Origin of the sequence: Kitasatospora sp. NPDC101155 (assembly GCF_044768305.1) — a bacterium.
In the GTDB taxonomy this organism is placed as follows: domain Bacteria; phylum Actinomycetota; class Actinomycetes; order Streptomycetales; family Streptomycetaceae; genus Kitasatospora.
On the sequence record NZ_JBIWPN010000038.1, the window covers coordinates 42,487 to 62,574 of the forward strand.

Annotated in this window: 25 protein-coding genes; 10 read left to right on the forward strand and 15 right to left on the reverse strand. The window is 72.5% G+C overall.

Annotated features, from left to right (window positions below; all coding sequences use genetic code 11):
• Positions 1–7: 7 nt before the first annotated feature.
• Positions 8–787: an HAD-IIA family hydrolase gene (locus ACIRYZ_RS35515; protein WP_402952329.1), complete on the reverse strand. Its 780-nt coding sequence runs from the start codon at positions 785–787 to the stop codon at positions 8–10.
• Between the two features lie 162 nt (positions 788–949).
• Between ACIRYZ_RS35515 and ACIRYZ_RS35520 the strand changes: the two genes are divergently transcribed.
• Entirely contained in the window at positions 950–2,041 is a 1,092-nt protein-coding gene (locus ACIRYZ_RS35520; RefSeq protein ID WP_402952330.1) for a Gfo/Idh/MocA family oxidoreductase, read from the forward strand.
• Between the two features lie 69 nt (positions 2,042–2,110).
• Here ACIRYZ_RS35520 and ACIRYZ_RS35525 read toward each other — a convergent pair whose 3' ends face one another.
• Positions 2,111–2,533, reverse strand: a complete 423-nt coding sequence (locus ACIRYZ_RS35525) for a type II toxin-antitoxin system VapC family toxin (RefSeq protein WP_402952332.1) — start codon at positions 2,531–2,533, stop codon at positions 2,111–2,113.
• Positions 2,526–2,810, reverse strand: coding sequence for a type II toxin-antitoxin system Phd/YefM family antitoxin (locus tag ACIRYZ_RS35530; RefSeq protein ID WP_402952333.1), 285 nt, complete (start codon positions 2,808–2,810; stop codon positions 2,526–2,528). The genes ACIRYZ_RS35525 and ACIRYZ_RS35530 overlap by 8 nt, the downstream gene beginning before the upstream one ends.
• Before the next feature lie 125 nt (positions 2,811–2,935).
• Between ACIRYZ_RS35530 and ACIRYZ_RS35535 the strand changes: the two genes are divergently transcribed.
• Both ACIRYZ_RS35535 and ACIRYZ_RS35540 read left to right on the forward strand, forming a co-directional pair.
• Positions 2,936–3,229: a DUF6412 domain-containing protein gene (locus tag ACIRYZ_RS35535; RefSeq protein WP_393037073.1), complete on the forward strand. Its 294-nt coding sequence runs from the start codon at positions 2,936–2,938 to the stop codon at positions 3,227–3,229.
• 114 nt (positions 3,230–3,343) lie between these two features.
• Positions 3,344–4,036, forward strand: coding sequence for a YidC/Oxa1 family membrane protein insertase (locus tag ACIRYZ_RS35540; protein ID WP_402952334.1), 693 nt, complete (start codon positions 3,344–3,346; stop codon positions 4,034–4,036).
• Between the two features lie 43 nt (positions 4,037–4,079).
• Here ACIRYZ_RS35540 and ACIRYZ_RS35545 read toward each other — a convergent pair whose 3' ends face one another.
• Both ACIRYZ_RS35545 and ACIRYZ_RS35550 read right to left on the reverse strand, forming a co-directional pair.
• A complete protein-coding gene (locus ACIRYZ_RS35545; protein ID WP_402952335.1) occupies positions 4,080–4,769 on the reverse strand; it encodes an HAD family hydrolase in 690 nt (229 codons plus the stop codon).
• A gap of 81 nt (positions 4,770–4,850) precedes the next feature.
• Positions 4,851–5,417, reverse strand: coding sequence for an NUDIX hydrolase (locus tag ACIRYZ_RS35550; RefSeq protein WP_402952336.1), 567 nt, complete (start codon positions 5,415–5,417; stop codon positions 4,851–4,853).
• 304 nt (positions 5,418–5,721) lie between these two features.
• Between ACIRYZ_RS35550 and ACIRYZ_RS35555 the strand changes: the two genes are divergently transcribed.
• On the forward strand, positions 5,722–6,489 hold the full coding sequence (locus tag ACIRYZ_RS35555; protein WP_402952337.1) for a CDP-alcohol phosphatidyltransferase family protein: 768 nt from the start codon (positions 5,722–5,724) through the stop codon (positions 6,487–6,489).
• A 202-nt stretch (positions 6,490–6,691) separates the two neighbouring features.
• A complete protein-coding gene (locus tag ACIRYZ_RS35560; RefSeq protein ID WP_402952338.1) occupies positions 6,692–7,219 on the forward strand; it encodes a hypothetical protein in 528 nt (175 codons plus the stop codon).
• On the opposite strand, the gene ACIRYZ_RS35565 is transcribed toward ACIRYZ_RS35560, so the two are convergent.
• Positions 7,216–7,563, reverse strand: coding sequence for an ArsR/SmtB family transcription factor (locus ACIRYZ_RS35565; protein ID WP_402952339.1), 348 nt, complete (start codon positions 7,561–7,563; stop codon positions 7,216–7,218). The genes ACIRYZ_RS35560 and ACIRYZ_RS35565 overlap by 4 nt on opposite strands.
• Before the next feature lie 110 nt (positions 7,564–7,673).
• Here ACIRYZ_RS35565 and ACIRYZ_RS35570 point away from each other — a divergent pair, with 110 nt between their 5' ends.
• Positions 7,674–8,663: a zinc-binding alcohol dehydrogenase family protein gene (locus ACIRYZ_RS35570; RefSeq protein WP_402952340.1), complete on the forward strand. Its 990-nt coding sequence runs from the start codon at positions 7,674–7,676 to the stop codon at positions 8,661–8,663.
• A gap of 60 nt (positions 8,664–8,723) precedes the next feature.
• Here ACIRYZ_RS35570 and ACIRYZ_RS35575 read toward each other — a convergent pair whose 3' ends face one another.
• Positions 8,724–9,473, reverse strand: a complete 750-nt coding sequence (locus ACIRYZ_RS35575) for an MBL fold metallo-hydrolase (RefSeq protein WP_402952342.1) — start codon at positions 9,471–9,473, stop codon at positions 8,724–8,726.
• Between the two features lie 190 nt (positions 9,474–9,663).
• On the opposite strand from ACIRYZ_RS35575, the gene ACIRYZ_RS35580 reads away from it, so the two are divergent.
• On the forward strand, positions 9,664–10,500 hold the full coding sequence (locus ACIRYZ_RS35580) for an NmrA family NAD(P)-binding protein (RefSeq protein ID WP_402952344.1): 837 nt from the start codon (positions 9,664–9,666) through the stop codon (positions 10,498–10,500).
• A gap of 59 nt (positions 10,501–10,559) precedes the next feature.
• Here ACIRYZ_RS35580 and ACIRYZ_RS35585 read toward each other — a convergent pair whose 3' ends face one another.
• Both ACIRYZ_RS35585 and ACIRYZ_RS35590 read right to left on the reverse strand, forming a co-directional pair.
• On the reverse strand, positions 10,560–11,114 hold the full coding sequence (locus ACIRYZ_RS35585; RefSeq protein WP_402952345.1) for a GNAT family N-acetyltransferase: 555 nt from the start codon (positions 11,112–11,114) through the stop codon (positions 10,560–10,562).
• 452 nt (positions 11,115–11,566) lie between these two features.
• Positions 11,567–12,061, reverse strand: a complete 495-nt coding sequence (locus tag ACIRYZ_RS35590; protein WP_402952347.1) for an N-acetyltransferase — start codon at positions 12,059–12,061, stop codon at positions 11,567–11,569.
• 317 nt (positions 12,062–12,378) lie between these two features.
• Between ACIRYZ_RS35590 and ACIRYZ_RS35595 the strand changes: the two genes are divergently transcribed.
• The 3 genes from ACIRYZ_RS35595 to ACIRYZ_RS35605 all read left to right on the forward strand — a co-directional run bounded on the left by ACIRYZ_RS35595 (position 12,379) and on the right by ACIRYZ_RS35605 (position 14,727).
• Positions 12,379–12,789, forward strand: a complete 411-nt coding sequence (locus ACIRYZ_RS35595) for a VOC family protein (RefSeq protein WP_402952348.1) — start codon at positions 12,379–12,381, stop codon at positions 12,787–12,789.
• A gap of 210 nt (positions 12,790–12,999) precedes the next feature.
• Entirely contained in the window at positions 13,000–13,398 is a 399-nt protein-coding gene (locus ACIRYZ_RS35600; protein WP_402952350.1) for a hypothetical protein, read from the forward strand.
• Between the two features lie 126 nt (positions 13,399–13,524).
• Positions 13,525–14,727, forward strand: coding sequence for a serine hydrolase domain-containing protein (locus ACIRYZ_RS35605; RefSeq protein ID WP_402952352.1), 1,203 nt, complete (start codon positions 13,525–13,527; stop codon positions 14,725–14,727).
• 13 nt (positions 14,728–14,740) lie between these two features.
• Here ACIRYZ_RS35605 and ACIRYZ_RS35610 read toward each other — a convergent pair whose 3' ends face one another.
• The 6 genes from ACIRYZ_RS35610 to ACIRYZ_RS35635 all read right to left on the reverse strand — a co-directional run bounded on the left by ACIRYZ_RS35610 (position 14,741) and on the right by ACIRYZ_RS35635 (position 19,928).
• Entirely contained in the window at positions 14,741–15,283 is a 543-nt protein-coding gene (locus ACIRYZ_RS35610; protein ID WP_402952354.1) for a hypothetical protein, read from the reverse strand.
• 172 nt (positions 15,284–15,455) lie between these two features.
• Positions 15,456–16,223 (reverse strand): ABC transporter permease, encoded by a 768-nt coding sequence (locus tag ACIRYZ_RS35615; RefSeq protein WP_402952355.1) that lies wholly within the window; start codon positions 16,221–16,223, stop codon positions 15,456–15,458.
• A 73-nt stretch (positions 16,224–16,296) separates the two neighbouring features.
• Entirely contained in the window at positions 16,297–17,223 is a 927-nt protein-coding gene (locus tag ACIRYZ_RS35620) for an ATP-binding cassette domain-containing protein (RefSeq protein ID WP_402952357.1), read from the reverse strand.
• Entirely contained in the window at positions 17,223–18,062 is an 840-nt protein-coding gene (locus ACIRYZ_RS35625; protein WP_402952358.1) for a DUF4097 family beta strand repeat-containing protein, read from the reverse strand. Before ACIRYZ_RS35625 ends, ACIRYZ_RS35620 begins: the two co-directional genes overlap by 1 nt.
• Positions 18,063–18,165: 103 nt before the next feature.
• Entirely contained in the window at positions 18,166–18,735 is a 570-nt protein-coding gene (locus tag ACIRYZ_RS35630) for a toxin-antitoxin system HicB family antitoxin (RefSeq protein WP_402952360.1), read from the reverse strand.
• A gap of 176 nt (positions 18,736–18,911) precedes the next feature.
• Entirely contained in the window at positions 18,912–19,928 is a 1,017-nt protein-coding gene (locus ACIRYZ_RS35635; RefSeq protein ID WP_402952378.1) for an adenosine deaminase, read from the reverse strand.
• Between the last annotated feature and the right edge of the window lie 160 nt (positions 19,929–20,088).

Genomic DNA, 20,088 nt, shown 5'->3' on the forward strand with positions numbered 1-20,088 from the left:
GCAGAGGCTAGACCAGGTCGACCAGGTCCGCGATCGACTTGACCACCCGGGTCGGCCGGTACGGGAAGCGCTCCACGTCGGAGGCGGAGGTCAGCCCGGTGAGCACCAGGACGGTCTCCATGCCCGCCTCCATGCCCGCGACGATGTCGGTGTCCATCCGGTCGCCGATCATCACGGCGGTCTCCGAGTGGGCCCCGGCGGTGTTCAGCGCCTCGCGCATCATCAGCGGGTTGGGCTTGCCGACGAAGTACGGCTCGACGCCGGTCGCCTTGGTGATCAGGGCCGCGACCGAGCCGGTGGCCGGCAGCACGCCCTCGGTGGAGGGGCCGGTCTCGTCCGGGTTGGTGCAGATGAACCGGGCGCCCTGGTTGATCAGGCGGATCGCCTTGGTGAGCGCCTCGAAGGAGTAGGTCCGGGTCTCGCCGAGGACCACGTAGTCGGGGTTGTTGTCGGTCAGGACGTAACCGGCCTGGTAGAGCGCGGTGGTGAGCCCCGCCTCGCCGATCACGTACGCGGTGCCGTTCGGGCGCTGGCTCTTGAGGAACTTCGCGGTGGCCAGGGCGGAGGTCCAGATGCACTCCTCCGGCACCTCCAGGCCCATCCCGGCCAGCCGGGCGCTGAGGTCGCGCGGGGTGTAGATCGAGTTGTTGGTGAGCACCAGGAAGGGCTTGCCGGACTCCCGCAGCCTGCGCAGGAACTCCTCCGCCCCGGGTATCGGCGTGCCCTCGTGGATGAGGACACCGTCCATGTCGGTCAGCCAGGACTCGATGGGCTTGCGGTCTGCCACGTGCGTGTCTCCCGAAGTGTTGCAGCGTCTTGCGTGGGGCCCTGACGCGGCACAGCCTAATCCGCGCAGGTGGCCGGGGACAGAACGTCCCGCTGGACGGGATGCGACGATCGGACGGCGGAAACCGGGAGCAACCGGGCGGCTCGTGATTGAGTGGGCCGCATGAACCCGCAGACGACCTCCCACCGCGTGCCCGATCGAACGCTGCGGGTCGGCCTGATCGGCTACGGCCTGGCCGGCTCCGCCTTCCACGCCCCGCTCATCGCCACCACGCCGGGGCTGCGACTGGACGCCGTGGTCACCGCCAACCCCGAGCGCCGCGAGCAGCTGCGCCGCGAGCACCCCGACGCCCGCGCCGTGGACACCCCCGAACAGCTGCTCGCCGACCCGGACACGCTGGACCTGGTCGTCATCGCCTCCCCCAACCGCACCCACGCCCCGCTCGCCCGCGCCGCCCTGCAGGCGGGCCTGGCCACCGTGGTGGACAAGCCGCTGGCCGCCACCGCCGCCCAGGCGCTGGAGCTGTGCCGACTCGCCGAGGCCCGGGGCGTCCTGCTCTCGGTCTTCCAGAACCGGCGCTGGGACGGCGACTTCCTCACCGCGAGCCGACTGGTGCGCGGTGGCGCGCTCGGCCGGGTGCACCGCTTCGAGTCCCGCTTCGAGCGCTTCCGTCCCAAGCCCAAGCCGGGCTGGCGCGAGCTGGCCGATCCGGCCGAGGTCGGCGGCACCCTGTACGACCTGGGCAGCCACCTGGTCGACCAGGCGCTGACGCTGTTCGGGCCGGTCGAGACGGTGTACGCGGAGATCGACGTGCGCCGCGACGGCGCGGTGGTGGACGACGACGCCTTCCTCGCCCTCACCCACGCCTCCGGCACCCGCTCGCACCTGTGGACCAGCGCCATCACCCCGCTGATCGGCCCCCGGCTGCGGGTGCTCGGCGACACCGCCGGGTACGTCAAGCACGGCATGGACCCCCAGGAGGCCGACCTCCGGACGGGCCGGCGCCCCGACGGCGGCCACCCGTGGGGCGCCGACCGGCCCGAGCAGTACGGCACCCTGGGCAGCGACGAGTCCCCGATCTCGCTGCCCACCGATCCGGGCGACTACCCCGCCTTCTACGCCGGCATCGTCGCCGCCCTGACCGTCCCCGGCACCCCGCCCCCGGTCGACCCGCGCGACGCGGTGGCCACCCTCACCGTCCTGGAGGCCGCCCGCGCCTCCGCGGCGACGGGGACGGCGGTCCGGCTGAACTGACAGGAAGCCGCACGACATCCCGGGCGGCGGCCCTGGCGGAGGAGGTCGAGCGCGACGGACCGGCCGCGCTCACACCCCGATGACCTCCACCGCCGAGCCCAGCCCCCGGAAGTCCGCCACGTTGCGGGTGTACAGCGGCAGCCCGTGGGCCGAGGCGATGGCGGCGATCATCAGGTCTATCCGACGCGGGCGCGGCTGCCGTCCGGCGGCGATGGTGAGGGTGACCAGCGTCCCGTAGCGGGCGGCGGCGGCCGCGTCGAAGGGCAGCGGGTCGAAGTCGGCCATCGCCGCGCCCAGTACCTCCAGCCGGGCCGCCCGGCTGACCGGGTCCCGCGCCATCGAGACGCCCTGCTGCAGCTCGGCGAAGGTGATCGCGGTCAGCTCCGGCACGGCCGGCAGGTTGGCGGGGTTCAGCAGCGCCAGGTCGATGTACACACAGGTGTCCAGCACCCCGGCCGGCCGCCGCCGGGGCGCCCGGCGGCGCTCAGCCACGCCGCCGCTCGAACGGGTCGTCGCCCTCGTCCCCCACCAGCTCCTCGGGCCCGAAGTACTCCTCGGCCTCCTTGCGCAGCTGCTGGTAGTCCACCCGTGGCAGCTTCACGTGCCGCGCCACCAGCTCCTCCGCCGTGAGCCGTCGCCGTCCGGACACCGGCCGCAGCTCCGCGACCTCGACCCCGTTCCTGGTGATGTGGAAGGTCTCCCCCGCCTCCACCGCGTCCATCACCGCGGCGGAGTTGTTCCGGAACTCCCGCTGGGTAATCGTCCTCATCCATCCACGGTAGCCCCGCGTAGCACCGGCGGCTACACCTCGCACGGCACTGCGGGAACCCGACAGGTCGTAGGATCGTCCTGCTGAACGTCAGGAGCCGGGAACACACCGAAGGGGGGCACGCCGTGGGTGTCGTCGCGATGCTGCTGGGCCTGCTCCGGGTGCTGACCGGACAGTTGGCGACCGACGGTGGCGCACTGGCGTCCGTCGCCGCCGTGGCGGCCATGGTCCTGGTGGCCGGAGCGGTCACGGGGGCGTTGGCCGGGACGCGGCTGTTGGGGGCGCGGGCGCCGGCGGCGGTGCGCAGCGGGGTGCTGCGACGTCGGGCGTTCCGTACGGCGTTCCTTCCGCAGCGTGATCCGGACGCCCGGGGCAGGCGACGCCCCAGGGCGCCGGGGGCGGCCCTGGCGGCCGCGTAGATCCGCAGTTCCTCCGTACGGCTCCCCGTACGTTTTGCGTACGGCTCGTACGTTTTTCGCGGCCGTCCTCCGCCGATCACTCATGTCCTGAGACCCCGGAGGGCTCGCTTCACCATGTCCGCTCTGTCTGTTCTCGACCCGGCCGTCACCGTCGCCCACGCCGTGGTCTCCGCCATCGCCCACGTCCTGCCGACCGCGCTGGCGATCGTCCTGTTCGTCCTCGCCGTACGGCTCTGCCTGCACCCGTTGGCGCGGGCGGCGGCGCGCGGGGAGAAGGCCCGTTCGAAGCTCGCGCCGAAGGTCGCCGAGCTGAACAAGAAGCACAGGAACAACCCGGAGAAGGCGCGCGAGGCGCTCGCGGAGCTGTACCGGAAGGAGCAGGTCTCGCCGTTCGCGGGCTGTCTGCCGATGCTGATCCAGATCCCGTTCTTCTCGGTGATGTACCGGCTCTTCACCACCCCGAACGACCTGCTGGACCACACCCTGTTCGGGGTGCCGCTGGGCCTGCACGTCGGGAGCGCGCACGGCGCCGGGCAGTTCGCGGTGTTCGGGCTGCTGTACGCCGGGCTGGCGGCGGTCGGGTACGTCAACTACCGCCGGGCCCGGCGTGCGGCGGCCGCGCAGACCACCCCGCAGCCGGGGGCGTCGGTGCTGCCGTACCTGTCCTTCGTCTCGGTGCTGTTCGCGATGCTGGTGCCGGTGGCGGCCGCGCTCTACCTGCTGACCACGAGCGTGTGGTCGGCCTCCGAGCGGGCCTGGCTGTACCGGGGCGGGGCGCCGGTCCCGGCGACCGCGCTCGCGGTCTAGCCCGGTCTAGCCCGCGGGCCCGGGAGTCCGGAGGCCCAGAGGCTCAGAAGTGGCACAGCAGCTCCGGGAAGGCCGTGAGCTGCAGCGTCGCCTCGTCCGGGCCGAGCTCCTCGTGCTCCAGCACCCAGGTGTGCTCGTGCGGGATGAACACGGTGCGCAGCCCGGCCCGGCAGGCGGGGGCGATGTCGGACTTGGGCGAGTTGCCGATCATCCAGGTCCGCTCGGGGTCGAGGCCGAGCTCGGCGGTGAGCTGCCGGTAGGTGTCCACCGACTTCTCGGCCACGATGTGGATGCCGCGGAAGTGGTGGTCGATGGTGGAGGCCGCCACCTTGGCCCGCTGTTCGTCCTGGTCACCCTTGGTGAGGAGCAGCAGGTGGTGCCGCCCGGCGAGGGCGGTCAGGGTGTCGGCGACGCCCGGGATCAGCTCGATCGCGCCGCGGTCGGTGAGCGGGGTGAGCAGCTCGTCGATCCGGGCCAGCTCGGTGGCGGTGGGGGTGCGGTCGGCGTTGAGGTGCTGCAGGCAGTCGGCGAGGCTCTGCCGGAAGACGGCGGCGCCGTAGCCGAGGGCGGCGGCGTTGGCGGCCTCGATCCGGTCGAGCAGGGCCCGGGTGGCCTCCCGCTCGGCCGGGGCGCAGACCCAGTCCAGGAAGCCGTCGATGACTCGCTCGAAGAGGACGTTGTTCTCCCAGAGGGTGTCGTCGGCGTCGAAGATGAGGGTCTGGTCGGTGTGCATCGGATTCCTTCGGACAGGCGGGACGGAGTTCGCAGGAGAAGGACGGGGTTCACGGGAGAAGGGGGTTCAGGAGAAGGAGGTTCAGGCGAGCAGGCGGGCGGCCCGGTCGAGGGTCTCGCGGAAGTTCTCCTCGGTGGTCCGCCGCTTGGCCTCCTCGATGCCCAACCACTCCAGCGGGGAGGCCGGGTTCTCCGGCCGGGCCTCGTCCGGGGTATCGGTGGCGAGCAGGAAGCGCAGGTCGGCGTGCTCGTGGGCGGGCTCGACCGGCGAGGCCGGGACGGGCACCACGGCGAGGTGGACGAGGGCGGCGTCCGGCCAGGGGGTGAGGTCGGTCAGGCCGGTCTCCTCCAGGCCCTCGCGCAGCGCGATGTCCAGCGGCAGGCTCTCCCCCGGGTCGCCGTGGCCGCCGACCTGCAACCAGGCCTGCTGGCGGACGTGCCAGCGCAGCAGGACCCGGCGGGTCGGCGGGTGGACGATCAGCGCGGAGGCGGTGAAGTGCAGCGGGGTGCCGCGGTCCCACGCGTCGGGAGCGCCGACCCGGGCGCGGGCCCGGGCGAGGTCGGCGGTCTCCACCGGGCCCTGTGGCCGGTGGTCGTCCAGGAGTCGGGCCAGGTCGGGGCTGTGCGGCGCGGCGCCCGTGGTCACCATGATTCTGCTCTCCTCGTTCCGCCCCGGCGCCGCGTCGAACCGCGTCAACCGGCTTGCGGGAGCGGGCGATCGGGCCCGGGTGCTCCGGTTCCGGTGAACCCGCGAAGCCTAGCCCGGGGCTCTTCGGCCGGCCCACCGTTTTTCTGCCGCTCACCGGCTCGTCACCGCCCGCTCCACTGCCCTTCCACCTCCTCTGCACCGCCCTCTCCGCTCTCCCGTTCACCGCCGAACGGGCTGGTCACAGCAGTGCTCCGGAGGCCGTAGCCTGTGGTGATCGTTTCGGGACAGGTGGAGGGATGTCGTCATGGTGGCTGCTCCGGCGCTCGCCGAGTTGCGCGAGGTGTGCCAGCCGCAGGCCAAGCTGCAGAGCCGCAACGGTGAGCACTGGGCGGGCCGGCTGTACATGCGGGCCATCTCGCTGCGCACCACCCGGCAGCTGGTGCGGACCTCGGTCTCGCCGAACACCCTGACCTGGGTGATGGTGGTGTGCGGGGTCGGCGGCGGCGCGGCCCTGCTGATCCCGGGCCTGACCGGCGCGGTGCTGGCGGCGGTGCTGTTCCAGCTGTTCCTGCTGTTCGACTGCGTGGACGGTGAAGTGGCGCGTTGGAAGCGCCAGTTCAGCATGGCCGGGGTGTACGTGGACCGGCTCGGCGCCTACCTGGCGGACGCCGCGCTGATGATCGGCGCCGGTGTCCGGGCGGCGCGCGGCGGCTCGGAGCTGTGGGTGTCGGCGGGCCTGGCGGCCGCGCTGGGCGTGGTGCTGCTGAAGGCCTCGACGGACCTGGTGGACGTGGCCCGCGCCCGCAGCGGTCAGCCGCCGGCGGACGAGGAGTCCACCCAGCCGCGCTCCCAGGGCATCGCGACGGCCCGTCGGTTCGCCTCGATCTTCAAGATCCACCGGGTGACGAACGGCATCGAGGCCTCCCTGGTGCTGCTGGCGGCGGCGGCGGTGGACGCCGGGCTCGGCCACCTGGACGCGACCCGGGCGACGCTCGCCGGGATCACGGTGATCACCTGGGGGATGGTGGTGGCGCACCTGGCGTCGATCCTGTCCTCCTCGCGGCTGCGCTGACCCCGTACGGCGGCTGCCCCTCGTACAACCACCGGTCCCCGCACGACCTCTGGCCCCCGTACGGGCTCCGGCCCCCGCACGACCGCCGGTCCCCGCCCCGCCCACGGGTTGAGGCGCCCCTCCCCCACCTGGGGGAGGGCGTCGACCCAAGCCCGTCGGCGGGCGGACGCGGCGGGGACGGTCCCGGCGGGAGGGTGGACGCATGACAACGCCCCCGCCCACCACCGCCGCCCCCGCCCCGCCCCGCTGGGCCGTCCACGCCGCGCACGTCGCCGCGGCCACCGCCCTGCCGGCCGGGCTGTGGCGACTGGGGCTGGTCGCGGGCTGGCACGGCGGATACACCGACGCGGGCTACCACGCGGTGGGCTTCACCGGCTGGGACGCGGTGTGGCCGGTCACCCTGAGCGTGCTCACCGAGGCGCTGGCCCTGCTCACCCTCGGCCTGGTCCGGCCGTGGGGCACGGTGCCGCCGCGCTGGATCCCGTTCCTCGGCGGGCGCCCGGTCAACCCGCGCGCCGTCGTCATCGCGGCCTCGCTGGGCGCCGCCGGGCTGGTGCTGCTCTGGACGCCCTTCCTCGCCTGGTGGGCGACGCCGCACCCGAACATGACCCCGCGCGGGCACCTGCTGGTCGGCTTCCTCTACCTGCCGGCGGTCGTCTGGGGGCCGCTGCTGGCGGCTGTCACCGTCTCGTACCACCGCCGGCACCGCACGGCCGACGCCGGGTCCTAGACCACTTCGGCCGCCTCGTTGCGGGCGAGCGCGGCGAGGACGGTGTCGAGCAGGCCGGGGAAGCGCCGCTCCAGGTCGACCGTGCGCAGGGCGGAGAACCGGCGGTTGGCCTCCTCGCGCTGGGTGATCACACCGGACTCCCGCAGCACCTTGAAGTGGTGGCTGAGGGTGGACGGCGCGACGTCCACCGGGAAGGTGCCGCAGGCCCGTTCCGGTTCGGTGCGCAGCACGCGGACGATGGTCATCCGGGTGGGGTCGGAGAGCGCGTGCAGGATGTCGTACAGGTCGATCTCCTCGGTCGCGGGGTGCGCGAGCGCCGGTCGGCGGCGGGTGCTGCGGGGCATGGACGACCTCCCTGATCTGCGATGTTCGACAACCATCAAAACAGCGTGGTAGCAATGACTCACGGCAATTTCGTCGTTCGTCGAACATCGTAGTCGAGGGGGACACGACCATGCGCGCACTGGTGATGACCGCACCCGGTGGAGCCGAGAACTCCGAGGTCCAGGAGTTGGAGGCACCGCACCCCGGCCCCGGCCAGGTGGCGATCGACGTCGCCTGGGCCGGACTGAACTTCGTGGACGTGATGGCCCGCCGCGGCGACGGCGGCTACACCGCCGAGTGGCCGCACCTGCCGGGCAAGGAGGTGGCCGGTACGGTCCGGGAACTCGGCGAGGGCGTCACCGGACTGGCCGTGGGCGACCGGGTGGTGGCCGCGCCGGTCGGCGGCGGGCTGGCCGAGGTCGTCGTCGCGGAGGCCGTCCTGACCGTCCCGGTCCCGGACGGACTGGCGCTCAGCGCCGCCGCGGCCGCCCCGCTGGGCCTCGCCACCGCCGTCCTGCTGCTGACCGACGCGGGCCGGCTGACCGCCGGGGACAACGTCCTGGTCCACTCGGCCGGCGGCGGCATCGGCAGCGCGATCGCCCAGCTGGTCCCGCTGCTCGGCGGCGGCGGCACGCTGATCGGCACGGTCGGCCGTCCGGAGAAGGCCGCGGCCGCGGTCGAGCTGGGCTACGACCACGCCTTCGCCCGCGACGAGAAGCTCGCCGACGCCGTCCGCGCCGCGACCGACGGCCGGGGCGTCGACCTGGTGCTCGACCCGCTGGGCACCGCCGCGCTGGAGCTCGACCTGGACGTCACCGCACCCGGCGGCCGGATCGTCCTGTTCGGCAACGCCGGCGGCGGCACCGTCAGCGACCTGCCCCCGCTCGGGCGCCTGATGGGCGGCAACCTCTCCATCACCGGCTTCAGCCACCGCGCCTTCGCCGCCACCGCCCCCGAGCACCTCGCCCGCGCCATCCGCACCACCCTCGACCTGCAGGCGAACAACGGCCTGACCATCCCGCTCACCGAACTGCCCGGCCTGGAGGCCGTCCCGGCCGCGCACGACGCGATGCAGGAGGGACGGGCGACCGGCAAGTACGTGGTGCGCGTGGCGGGTTGAGCGGGCCGCCCGCACCGGCAGTCGGCCGGATCAACTTCCCGTACGGGGCGGTCGGTGGGCTCAGACGGTGAAGGTCGCCCCCGGGTCGGCGTACGCGACCGGCCCCGCGAAGTGGGCCGCGGCGCGGGTGACCGCCCGCTCGGGGGTCACGGCCCGGCCGACGTGGGTGACGACCAGGCGGCGCGCGGCGGCCGCGGTGGCGGTCGCGCCGGCCTGCTCGGGGGTGTGGTGCGCCGGGTCGTCGCCCTCCGCCTCGCAGAGCAACAGGTCGCAGTCCGCAGCCAGTTCGGTGAGCGCGGCGCACGGCGCGGTGTCGCCGGAGTAGACCAGCGAGCGGCCGCCGGCCTCCACCCGGAGCGCGAAGGCCGGCATGCCGTGCTCCACCGCCCGGCTGGTCAGCGCCATCGAGCCGACCGCCACCCGGTGCCCGTCGGACAACTCCGTGACGGCGAAGGCGGATTCGACCGGACTGCGCTGCGCCGAGTTGGTCAGGAAGTCCGCCAGCCGGTCGGCGGTGCCGGGCGGGCCGCAGAGCGGGATCGGCGCGGCGAGCCGGATGTCGGCGTACAGGGCGCCGTAGTAGGCGGTGAGCAGGTCGGCGCAGTGGTCGGCGTGCAGGTGCGAGATCCAGATCGCATCCAGCTCGTCCAGCCTCACGTACCGCTGGAGCGGCCCGAGGGTGCCGGTGCCGGCGTCCACCCACACCCGGGTGGCCCCGCCGGAGACCAGGTAGCCGGAGCAGGGATTGTCGGCGCTCGGGTAGGGCGTGGCGCTTCCCAGCACGGTGAGCCGGAGTCGGTCGTCGGACATCGGGCGAGCCTAGCCGTCGGGCGGCCTCGGCGACGAGCCCGTCGAAGGAGCGCCGGCGGCGGCAGGCGGCGGGATCGGCGGTGTCCACGGCGAGTCGGCGAAGGCGCGGGCCCGTCGGACGGCGTCCCTTCAGGACGGCGTCCGGATCGTCCGGGGCATAGTCCGGGCCCGCCCGGCGTTCGGAGCCGGCATGACCAAGATTCTGGTGATCGGCGCAAACGGCAGTGTGGGCACGCATGTTGTGGCCGCGCTGGCGGAAGGCGGGCACGAGGTGCGGGCGTTGGTGCGGGACGCCGCCAAGGCCGCGCTGCCCGCGGGGGTGGAGGCCGTGCAGGGTGATCTGGCGGCGCCGGAGAGCCTGGTGGGCGCTCTGAGCGGCGGAGTGGAGAGCGTCTACCTGATGTGGCCCGGGATTCCGGTGCAGCCGCGGGTGGTGGAGCTGATCGCCCGGCACGCCGAGCGGGTCGTGTACCTGTCGACGGATGTGGCCGACCTCGCGGACGACGAGCCGGCGGTGATCTTTCACCAGGAGATCGAGCGGCTGATCCGCCGATCCGGCCTCGGCTGGACCTTCGTGCGGGCGATCGACTTCGCGGGCAACATGCTCGGCTGGGCCGACCAGGTGCGGCAGGGCATCGTCCGCTGGCCGTACGGCGAGGCGCGCCGCTCGCTGATCCACGAGCGGGACATCGCGGACGTGGCGGTGGCGGCGCTCACCGAGGACGGGCACGACGGCGGCAAGTACGTGGTCACCGGGCCCGAGTCGATCTCCCACGCCGAGCTGGCGCGGATCATCGGCGAGGAGACCGGCACCGGGGTGCGGTGGGAGGAACTCGCGCCCGAGACGGCCCGTGAGCAGCTGACGGCGGTTTGGGGGAACGCGGCGTTCGTGGACTCCCGGCTGCGGGCGTGGGAGGCGTTCACGCGCGAGCCGGAGCGGGTGACGGACACCGTGCAGCAGGTGCTCGGGCGCCCGGCACGCAGCTTCCGCTCGTGGGTGCGGGACCACGTGGAGGACTTCCGCTAGCCGCCCGCCCCGGCCGGCCCGTCACGTCCACTCCGGCCGGGCCCCTCACGCCGCGGTGGTCAGCCCCGGTGGACCGCCAGCTCGATCTCCCGGCGCGTCCCGTCGCCCGGCACCGGCACCGACACGCCGGAGTGCTTGAAGCCGGCCCGCAGGTACATCGCCTGGGCACGGGCGTTGTCCTCGTGGACGAACAGCCGCACCCGCTCGATCCGGGGCTCGGTGAGCGACCAGGACCACTCCTGGCCGGCCCGGATGAGCTCATGCGCCAGGCCGGTGCCGCGCGCCTCGGGGCGCACGTAGAAGCCGACCAGGTGGGTCTGGGGGACCTCGATGACGTCGCCGCCGAGGGCCCCCGCCCCGCCGGGCTGCTCGACCAGCACGGTGATGCTGCCCAGCCAGCGGCCGTCCTCGGCCTCCGCGACGATCTGCCGCACGGAGTCGCCCTCGGCCGCGCCCCGGGTGCGGCCCTGCCAGAACTCGTCCGGCTGGGCGGCGGCGTTCTCGTAGGTGTCGAGGAAGGCGACGTTCGCGACCGGATCCCGCAGGGCGTCCAGTCGGATCTCCTTGACCCGCTCCCACTCCTCGGTCCGTACGCGTCTGATGATGGCGCTCATCGCACGATGATCACCAGTGCCGACGGCCCTGGCAACCCCCTTTTGCGGCCGCCGACATGTGCCCCTCCCCTGACACGGCAGCGGGCGCGACCGGTCGCCCGGCGGCGGGCCGCCCCCGGCGAGGACCGCAGGCCCCCGCCGGGGGCGGCTCTCCCCGGTTCGGCGCACTGGCTCTGAGCTGCTAGTATTTATCTCGTCGCGAGGGAGATGATTCCTCGTCAGGCGTCAGCGGTGCTACCAGAGCACGTCCTACTTTCAGTAGGAAGAGTCCGTGCAACCCGGGCCTGGCGCTCCACTGTCGGACGGGGTCCGGTGCCTTCACAGGCGCCGGACCCCGTCCGCGTTTCCGCTCACCCGCTTCGCTGCCACCTCCCGCCGAGCCGCCTCCGCCCCGATCGGGCCGGCCGCCGCCGGAGGGCACCGCGACACCCTCCGGCACCGGTGTCGGAGGATCAGGCGGCCGGCAGGGCCTTCCAGTCCTGCCAGGAGATGTCGCGGCCCAGGTAGCGCGGCTTCCGGAACGGCCAGTCGGCGGCGATCCACTGTGGCACCAGGGCGTCCAGCGCCTGCTCCACCTCGCCGTCGACCAGCTCGTCCACCACCCACCAGGAGACCTCGCCGTCGGCGCCGGTCCGCTCCGGCGGGTCGATGTAGACGCAGCCGAGGATCGCCGTCTCGGCGCGGTCGAGCAGGACGTAGTTGAAGGACTGGTGGGCGGCTATCTCCCGCTCGTGCCGCGCCAGGTCGATCCGGTTCCCCTCGAAGGTCATCGTCTCGGCGGGCCAGCCCCAGACCGGGCCGAAGATGCCCCACAGGCGCTCGCGCGAGCCCATCACGGCCGGATAGTCGAGGACGGCGTCGGCCTCCGCGATCGGCCGCAGGTGGTACTCGTCGCCGAGCAGGGGGACGTGGACGGGGTGGACGAAGTCATCGGGCAGCCAGGTCATGGCGCCGAGGCTAACCAACAACGGTGCCGCGGGCACTCAGCATTTTCTCGGTCCTGGCAGCCGGGCGCCCCGGCGATCCGCGGGACCGGCGGGGGACGAGGGAGCTGGTCGAGTTCCCCGGGTTCATCCGTCGAAGAACTGGCATGCGTGGCGGCGGCCCGGGCCCTCGACTCGGAGGACTAGGACCAGCGCCCGATGGCACCGGGCCGGGTGATCCATAGGCTCGCTGCGATCGCCGATCCCAGACCCGCGCCCCCGCCCCCGCCCCCGCCCCCGCCCCCGTCCCCGTCCCCGTCCCCGTCCCAGAAAGTACGACCATGCCGGCTGACGCCACCGCTCACATCCGCATCGCCCGCCCCTCGCGTGACCTCCGCGCGGCCGAGGACTTCTGGGTCTCGGGGCTCGGGCTCGACGTCCTGTACCGGCACGAGACGGACGGCACCCCCGGCGAGCACTCGCTCCTCATGGCCGGTTGGCCCGATGCCGCCTGGCACCTGGAGCTGGTCCACGACCCCGCCGCCCCGCTGGAGCCGCGGCCGACCGCCGAGGACCTGCTGGTCGTCTACCTGGGCGAGCCGGTGCCGGACGCGCTGGTCGAGCGGCTGGAGCAGCACGGCGGGAAGCGGGTGCCGGCCCACAACCCCTACTGGGACACCTGGGGCGTGACCGTTCAGGACCCGGACGGCTATCTGCTGGTGCTGTCCACCCGCTCCTGGTCCACCGTGTAGGCCCTCTCCGGGCGCGGCGGAGCTGTCGATCCGACGATACGAATTCCGTAAATCCAGAACATGGCCTGATCCCATCGCCTCCGAACGAATCTTGCGGAAGGCGGTTTTCCGCCGCCGATGGCAGGGGTAGTGCCGGGACGTTCGCACTCCGACGATTCCCATGTCCGATGCGGAGGCGAATCTTTGAGATTTTCACGGAAGGGATTTCACATGAACAGGACCGTCCGCAGCGCCCTCACGACCCTCGTCGCCGCAGGCGCGCTCACCGCCGCCGTCGCCCCCGTGGCCATGGCCGCCGAGCAGACCCGGTCGGTGGCCAGGGTCCAGGCCCAGGTCCGCAACCCGAAGACGGTCAAGGCCGACGCGTACAACCAGGCCCGCAGCATCCTGGCCAACGCCGGCAGCCAGACCGCCGCCAAGTCCCACCCGATCCACGGCAAGAACGACGTCCCGGTCTCCTACGGCACCAGCCTGCTCGCCTCCGCGCGCGACGAGTTCCGGACCGCGGACAAGAACCTGCCGCCGAAGGACAAGAAGTCCGACATGTCGATCGCGCACTACAACGCCATCCACAGCGCGGCCAAGACCATGGGCATCGACACCTGGTGACCGTCCCGGCCTGACGACAACCCCGGTCTCCTCCGGACGGGGCCCGGCTCTCCTCCGGAAGACGGAGAGCCGGGCCCATCGTCCGGAGGAGGACCGCCGGCAGCCGCCGATGCGAGCGTGATCGGCGTGACCACAACTCATCCGTCCCGCCACCGAATCAGCGTGCGGATCGGCGCGCGGATCGCCGCCGCCCTCGCCACCGCCACCCTCGCCGCGCTCGCGCCCAGCGCCACGGCCGCCGGCCCGGTCGTCCCACCGCAAGTCTCCGCCGACTTACAGCCCGAGCTGAACGCCATGGTCGAGCAGGGTGGCAGCACGGCCGCGCTCGCCGAGGTCCGCGACCACGGTCGGGTCACCTGGCGCGGCGCGGCCGGCACCGCCGACCTGGACACCGGCCGACCCGCGCGCGCGGACGGGCGGTTCAGGATCGCCAGCGTCACCAAGAGCTTCGTCTCGACCGTCACCCTCCAGCTGGTTGGCGAAGGACGGATCGGACTGGACGATCCGATCGAGCGCTACCTGCCCGGCACCGTCCCGAACGGCGACCACATCACCGTCCGCCAACTCCTCAACCACACCAGCGGGCTGCACGACTACCTGGGCGATCCACGGGTCCGCTCCAACACCGAGGCCGGCAACCGGGAGTTCCTCGCCACCGGGCGCTGGATCGAGTACACCCCGCAAAGGCTGCTGGCCATCGGAACCGCCATGCCGCCGTACTTCCCGCCCGGCCAGGACTGGCACTACTCCAACACCAACTACGTCGTCGTCGGCATGCTCATCGAGAAGGTCACCGGCCACAGTTGGCGGGAGGCGGTGGAGGACCGGATCATCCGACCGCTCGGGCTGCGCCACACCTCCCTGCCCACCACCTCCACGGCGATCCCCGGGCCGCACGCGCACGGCTACTTCAAGTTCCCCGACGGCCCGGGGGACGTCACCCGGCTCTCCCCGACCATCGCGGACGCGGCCGGCGCCGGGATCTCCACCACCGACGACCTCGACCGCTTCCACGCGGCACTGTTCGGCGGCACGTTGCTCGCCCCGGCGCAGCTCGCCGAGATGACCACCACCGTCCGCATCCCCGGCCTGCCCGGCGCCGAGTACGGGCTCGGCACGGCCCGCTACGACCTCTCCTGCGGCCGGTTCTGGGGCCACACCGGCGAAATCCCCGGCTACTCGACCGCCGTGTTCGGCACGCGGGACGGCAGCCGGCAGGTCGCGCTGTCGTACGACGAGTACGACAAGAGCGACTCCGACAAGTCCGACCGGCTCTACCGGGCCTTCTTGGAGAAGGCTCTCTGCGGGACGTCGGCCGCCTCGGGCTGACGGTCGGACCGGGCTACCGGGACAGCACCTGGGGCTCGCTCAGACTGCCGTCCGGGCGCACGTCGAAGACCCGGAGCTCCGTCCGCCCGGTCACCGTGATCCGGTCCGGACCGGACCACTCGACCCTGGTGAAGTCACCGCTGTCGGCGTCCCAGGTGCCCAGGTTCCAGTGGCGGGCGGACCAACCACTGCCGGTCACCAGCTCCACCCGGTAGATCGGGTCGATCGAGAAGGCGATGTCGGTCACGGTCAGCACCCGGTCCGGGTGGTCCGGGTGGATCTTCCTCTCGACCCAGCGCCCCTCACCGCCGAACACGTACGACAGCACCACGATCGGCACCCCGCCGAAGACGAGCGCCACGAGACCGGCCGCACAACCGACCTGCGACAACCTGGTACGGAAGTCCAGCTCGACGATCAGCGAGACCACGATCAGCACGGTGGCCGCGCCGACCAGCAGGACCGGGCGGTTGAACCAGCGTTCGACCTCCATCAGCCCGCCCGAGCGGGAGGCGTGCCGGCCCGCCACGTACGTCAGGACCGGCGCCAGCGCCACCCCTCTGAGCCCCCACGCGATCCGTCTGCGACGCACTGCCGTCATCCGTCCCCCCGAACGAGCTTTGCCGATCTTTGGCCTGGACTTTACTACGGGAGGATCGCACCGCGACGGCCCGGACGGCGGGTGCTCCCCGCCGTCCGGGCCTGGTGGGCTACCGGCCGTACCCCCGTCACCGCCGGTAGAAGACGCTCCGCGACCAGAGGTAGCCGACCAGCGTGAGGCCGGTGCACCAGGCGAGGGCGCTCCACGCGCTGGTGCCGATCCCGGTGCCCATCAGCAGGCCGCGCAGGGTCTCGATGATGGGGGTGAAGGGCTGGTACTCGGCGAACCACCGCAGCACGGTCGGCATCGAGTCCGGCGGGACGATCGCGCTGCCGATGAACGGCAGGAACGTCAGCGGCAGCGGCGTGTTGCTCGCGCTCTCCGGCGTCTTCGACACCAGCCCGATCCCCGCCGAGATCCAGGTCAGCGCCAGGGTCACGAAGAGCAGCAGCCCCGCGGCCGCGAGCCATTCCAGCGGGCCGGCGCTCGACCGGAACCCCATCGCGAAGGCCGCGGCGATCACGAACACCAGCGCGACCACCGTCTGGATCACGCTGCCGACCACGTGCCCGGCCAGGAACGCCGACCGTGAGATCGACATGGTCCGGAAGCGGTTGACGATGCCCTCCGTCATGTCGACGCACACGCCCACCGCGGTGGCGACCGAGCCCGCCGTCGCCGTCATCAGCACGATCCCGGGCGTCACGTAGTCGATGTAGCTCCCGCCACCGATCCCCGCCCCCAACGCTCCCCCGAAGGCGTAGTTGAAGAGCAGCAGCATCATCACCGGCATCACCACGACCGAGAAGGTCATCGCCGGATACCGCTGCGCCCGCTTGAGGTTGCGTCGCAGCATGGTCAGCGAGTCGCTGACCACATAGGTCGTCGCACTCATGCGCCCACCTCGCTTCGCTCGGCGGGGGCATTCGCCCACACGCACCTCTCGATGATTCGCGAGCTCCGCTCGTTCATCGCGCACCCTCCCCGGTCAGTGTGAGGAAAACGTCGTCCAGATCGGCCGTCTCCACGACCAGCGACTGTGCCTGTACGGACGCGTTGTCGAGCGCGTCCAGCACGGCCTTCACGGTGAGGACGGAGTTGTCCCCCGGGATGTCCAGCACCAGGGCGTCGGCGTCGGCCGTGGCGTAGTCGAACAGCGTGGCGGCGGTGCCCAGTTGGGCGGCGTCGGTGAACTGGAGGCGGATCCGCCCGCCGGGGACGATCCGCTTCAGCTCCTCGGCCGTACCCTCGGCGACGATCCGGCCGCCGTCCAGGACGGCTATCCGGTCGGCGAGCTGGTCGGCCTCCTCCAGGTACTGGGTGGTGAGGAAGATCGTCACCCCGTGGTCGGCGACCAGCCCCCGGATGATCTCCCACATGGTGCGCCGGCTGCGCGGGTCCAGCCCGGTGGTCGGCTCGTCCAGGAAGATCACCTTCGGGTCGCCGACCAGCGTCATCGCCAGGTCGAGCTTGCGCCGCATGCCGCCGGAGAAGGTGGCGACGGGCTTGCGCGCGGCCTCGGTGAGTTCGAAGCGGCTCAACAGCTCCTCGGCCCGCCTCCGCCCCTCCCGACGGCGGAGGTGGTTGAGGTCTGCCATCAGCATCAGGTTCTCCTCGGCGGTGAGGAGGTTGTCGACCGCCGAGAACTGGCCGGTCACCCCGATCGCCTTCCGGACCCCGTCGGCCTGCCGGACCACATCGTGCCCGGCCACCTGGGCCGAGCCGCCGTCGGCGGGGATCAGGGTGGAAAGGATCTGCACGGTGGTGGTCTTGCCGGCGCCGTTCGGCCCGAGCAGGGCGAAGACGCTACCGGCCCGGATGGACAGGTCGATGCCGTTGAGCACCGCCTTGTCCCCGTAGGACTTGGTCAGCCCCACCGCGGAGATCGCCGTCATCAGGCCCTCCGGACGATGACGTTGCCGACCTGGGTGTTGGCACGAACCTCGGCGGTCTCCCGGGCGTCACCGGGGCCCTCGGCCGAGCCGAGGGTGTTGCGGACGCCGCCGAACTTGCTGTGCACGTCCAGCCAGGCCGCCGTGCCCTCCGCGATGCCGATCTCCACGTCCCCCACGCCGGTCTGCAGGGTGACCTTGCCGCGGACCACCTGGCCGAGCCGGATGTGGCCATTCGCCGACTTGGCGTCCACGCCCGCCTCGGCGAGGCCGACGTGGATCCGGCCGTTGGAGGAGTTGGCCGTCAACTCGCCGTGCACCTCGTCGATCTCGGTGTCGCCGTTGTTGTTCTTGACCGTCAGCGCGCCGCCGACGGAGCCGACCTCGATCCGGCCGCCGCCGGTCACCTCGGCGTCGCCGGCGACCGTGCCGACCCGGACGTCCCCCATGTCGGTCTTGAGGCGAACGCTGTCGGCCCGGTCGACCTGGATCCGGCCCATGGACGTCTTCAGCCGGCAGTCGCCGAGCGGGCCCTCGGTGACGAAGTCCGCCATCGGGGAGTCGGCGTGCACCTCGGAGCCGGACGGCAGCTCGACCAGGATCTCGATCGAGCCCTTCTTGCTGGAGAACACGGTGCGCTGCTTGGGGCCCTTCAGGGTGAGCCGGCCGCCGGAGAAGTCGACCTGGGTCAGCTCGGCGGCCTTGACGTCCGCGTCCCTGGCCGCGTTGGCGGGCCGGACCTCGATCACGGCGTCGGTGCGCTTGCTCGCGCGGATCCACACCGAGCCGATCTCGAACTCAAGGGCGGCGGAGATCGGTCCGTCGGTCTCGTACGTAGGCATGGCTGTCCCGTCCTCTTGACTCGTGTAGCTGTTCCCGCTGGTCGAAGCGGGGTGACGTTGAAGGTTCGGAAGGTGGTGCGGAGGTTCGGATGGCGCGCAGGTGTCAGTGGACCCAGCCGGTGAAGCCCTGGCCGCCGACGCTGCGCGAGGTGCGGGTGCCGAGGTCGGCGGCCGGACGGGCGGCGGGCCGGCCTCCGTCCAGCGCGCCGGCGACGGCCCGGACCAGCCAGGCGTTGAGGGAGAGGCCCTCCTGTCCGGCGGCCTCCTCCGCCCGGGCCTTGAGGTTGGCGGGCAGGCGCAGGTTGATCCGGGCGGTGCCCGACTCGTCCGACTCCGGCACCACCGGCGGCGCGACCGACGCCACGGGTGGCACCACCGGTGCCACCGTCGGCACCACGGGCGGCACATCGCCATGGAAGGCCTCGGAGCCGGGCGGCGCCGTCACCACGAACTCGGGATCGAGCCCGCGCAGCCGCACGTCCACCGAGCCCGGGGCGAGGTCGCGGGTGACTTCGCCCATGGCGGCCGAGAGTGCGTTGAGCAGGGTGAGCCGTACGGCCGACTCCAGCGGGAGCGTCAGCCGGTCGGCCAGCTCACGGGCTTCCTCCCCGCCGGTGGCGGCGGCCACCGCGAGCTCGTTCCGGAGGTTTTCGACGTACGGCGTGAGGTCCATGGCTCAAGCATGGCACGGCGATGGTGCCATGTCGAGCCATTTGTGGCATCACTCTGGCACCATCGAGAAAACTCGGATGGCGCCACCCGGAAGCACCCGGCACCCCCTGCGGAAAGGGCACCGAAAACGGAACCGCCCCGCCGACCGAAGTCGACGGGGCGGTCACAGGAGGGGGGTCAGCGCTGCCAGCCCGCCAGGTAGGCGTCGATCTCGCCGGTCAGCCGCGCCTTGCCGGCCTGGTCCAGGAAGGAGGCCTCGACCGCGTTGCGGGCCAGCGCCGCCACCCCGGTCTCGTCCAGCCCCAGCAGCCGCGCCGCCACCGCGTACTCGGTGTTGAGGTCGGTGCCGAACATCGGCGGGTCGTCGCTGTTGACGGTCACCAGCAGCCCGGAGTCCACCATCCGCTTGATCGGGTGGTCCTCGATCCTCTCCACCGCCCGAGTGGCGATGTTGGAGGTCGGGCAGACCTCCAGCGCGATGCGGTGCTCGCCCAGGTAGTCGAGCAGCGCCGGGTCCTTGACCGCCTGGGTGCCGTGCCCGATGCGCTCGGCGCCGAGCTCGCGGATCGCGTCCCAGACGGTCTGCGGCCCGGTGGTCTCGCCGGCGTGCGGGACGGAGTGCAGGCCGGCCGCCCGCGCCCGGTCGAAGTGCGGCTTGAACTGCGGCCGCGGCACGCCGATCTCCGGACCGCCCAGGCCGAAGCTGACCAGGCCTTCGGGGGCCAGCTCGGTGGCCAGGCGGGCGGTCACCTCGGCCGACTCCAGACCGGCCTCGCCCGGGATGTCGAAGCACCAGCGCAGCACCACGCCGAGCTCCTTCTCGGCGCGCAGTCGGGCGTCCTCGATGGCCTCCATGAAGGCGACGTCGGGGATCCCGCGCTTGACCGAGGAGTACGGGGTGATGGTCAGCTCGGCGTACCGGATGTTCTGGCGGGCCATGTCCTCGGCCACGCCGTAGGTGAGCGCGCGGACGTCCTCGGCGTCGCGGACCAGGTCCACGACGCTCAGGTAGACCTCGATGAAGTGGGCGAAGTCGGTGAAGGTGAAGTACTCGGCGAGCGCGGCCGGGTCGGTCGGCACCTTGGACTGGCCCCGGTGGCGGGCGGCCAGTTCGGCGACGACGCGCGGCGACGCCGAGCCGACGTGGTGGACGTGCAGTTCCGCCTTGGGCATCCCGGCGATGAACGCCTCGATGCTCCGGTCTGCGGTGTTACCGGTGGGCCCGGTCCGACTGACATTGGGGCCGATCCGACTTCCGTCCGGCTGGACCACGGGGGTTCCCTTCTTCCTTCTCCGCGCCTTCTACGCGCGTATCGCGCTGACGGGGCCCAGGATAGGCCCAAGTCGGCGCAGC

What these genes read in the sequence shown, in the direction of transcription:
- ACIRYZ_RS35565 (WP_402952339.1), bottom strand. Translation starts at nt 7,563, where the DNA reads ATGCCCCGCAGCACCCGCCGCCGACCGGCGCTCGCGCACCCCGCGACC.
- ACIRYZ_RS35615 (WP_402952355.1), bottom strand. Translation starts at nt 16,223, where the DNA reads ATGAGTGCGACGACCTATGTGGTCAGCGACTCGCTGACCATGCTGCGA.
- ACIRYZ_RS35625 (WP_402952358.1), bottom strand. Translation starts at nt 18,062, where the DNA reads ATGCCTACGTACGAGACCGACGGACCGATCTCCGCCGCCCTTGAGTTC.
- ACIRYZ_RS35585 (WP_402952345.1), bottom strand. Translation starts at nt 11,114, where the DNA reads ATGAGCGCCATCATCAGACGCGTACGGACCGAGGAGTGGGAGCGGGTC.
- ACIRYZ_RS35590 (WP_402952347.1), bottom strand. Translation starts at nt 12,061, where the DNA reads ATGACCTGGCTGCCCGATGACTTCGTCCACCCCGTCCACGTCCCCCTG.
- ACIRYZ_RS35595 (WP_402952348.1), top strand. Translation starts at nt 12,379, where the DNA reads ATGCCGGCTGACGCCACCGCTCACATCCGCATCGCCCGCCCCTCGCGT.
- ACIRYZ_RS35520 (WP_402952330.1), top strand. Translation starts at nt 950, where the DNA reads ATGAACCCGCAGACGACCTCCCACCGCGTGCCCGATCGAACGCTGCGG.
- ACIRYZ_RS35580 (WP_402952344.1), top strand. Translation starts at nt 9,664, where the DNA reads ATGACCAAGATTCTGGTGATCGGCGCAAACGGCAGTGTGGGCACGCAT.
- ACIRYZ_RS35570 (WP_402952340.1), top strand. Translation starts at nt 7,674, where the DNA reads ATGCGCGCACTGGTGATGACCGCACCCGGTGGAGCCGAGAACTCCGAG.
- ACIRYZ_RS35550 (WP_402952336.1), bottom strand. Translation starts at nt 5,417, where the DNA reads ATGGTGACCACGGGCGCCGCGCCGCACAGCCCCGACCTGGCCCGACTC.
- ACIRYZ_RS35575 (WP_402952342.1), bottom strand. Translation starts at nt 9,473, where the DNA reads ATGTCCGACGACCGACTCCGGCTCACCGTGCTGGGAAGCGCCACGCCC.
- ACIRYZ_RS35555 (WP_402952337.1), top strand. Translation starts at nt 5,722, where the DNA reads ATGGTGGCTGCTCCGGCGCTCGCCGAGTTGCGCGAGGTGTGCCAGCCG.
- ACIRYZ_RS35560 (WP_402952338.1), top strand. Translation starts at nt 6,692, where the DNA reads ATGACAACGCCCCCGCCCACCACCGCCGCCCCCGCCCCGCCCCGCTGG.
- ACIRYZ_RS35540 (WP_402952334.1), top strand. Translation starts at nt 3,344, where the DNA reads ATGTCCGCTCTGTCTGTTCTCGACCCGGCCGTCACCGTCGCCCACGCC.
- ACIRYZ_RS35530 (WP_402952333.1), bottom strand. Translation starts at nt 2,810, where the DNA reads ATGAGGACGATTACCCAGCGGGAGTTCCGGAACAACTCCGCCGCGGTG.
- ACIRYZ_RS35545 (WP_402952335.1), bottom strand. Translation starts at nt 4,769, where the DNA reads ATGCACACCGACCAGACCCTCATCTTCGACGCCGACGACACCCTCTGG.
- ACIRYZ_RS35630 (WP_402952360.1), bottom strand. Translation starts at nt 18,735, where the DNA reads ATGGACCTCACGCCGTACGTCGAAAACCTCCGGAACGAGCTCGCGGTG.
- ACIRYZ_RS35620 (WP_402952357.1), bottom strand. Translation starts at nt 17,223, where the DNA reads ATGACGGCGATCTCCGCGGTGGGGCTGACCAAGTCCTACGGGGACAAG.
- ACIRYZ_RS35600 (WP_402952350.1), top strand. Translation starts at nt 13,000, where the DNA reads ATGAACAGGACCGTCCGCAGCGCCCTCACGACCCTCGTCGCCGCAGGC.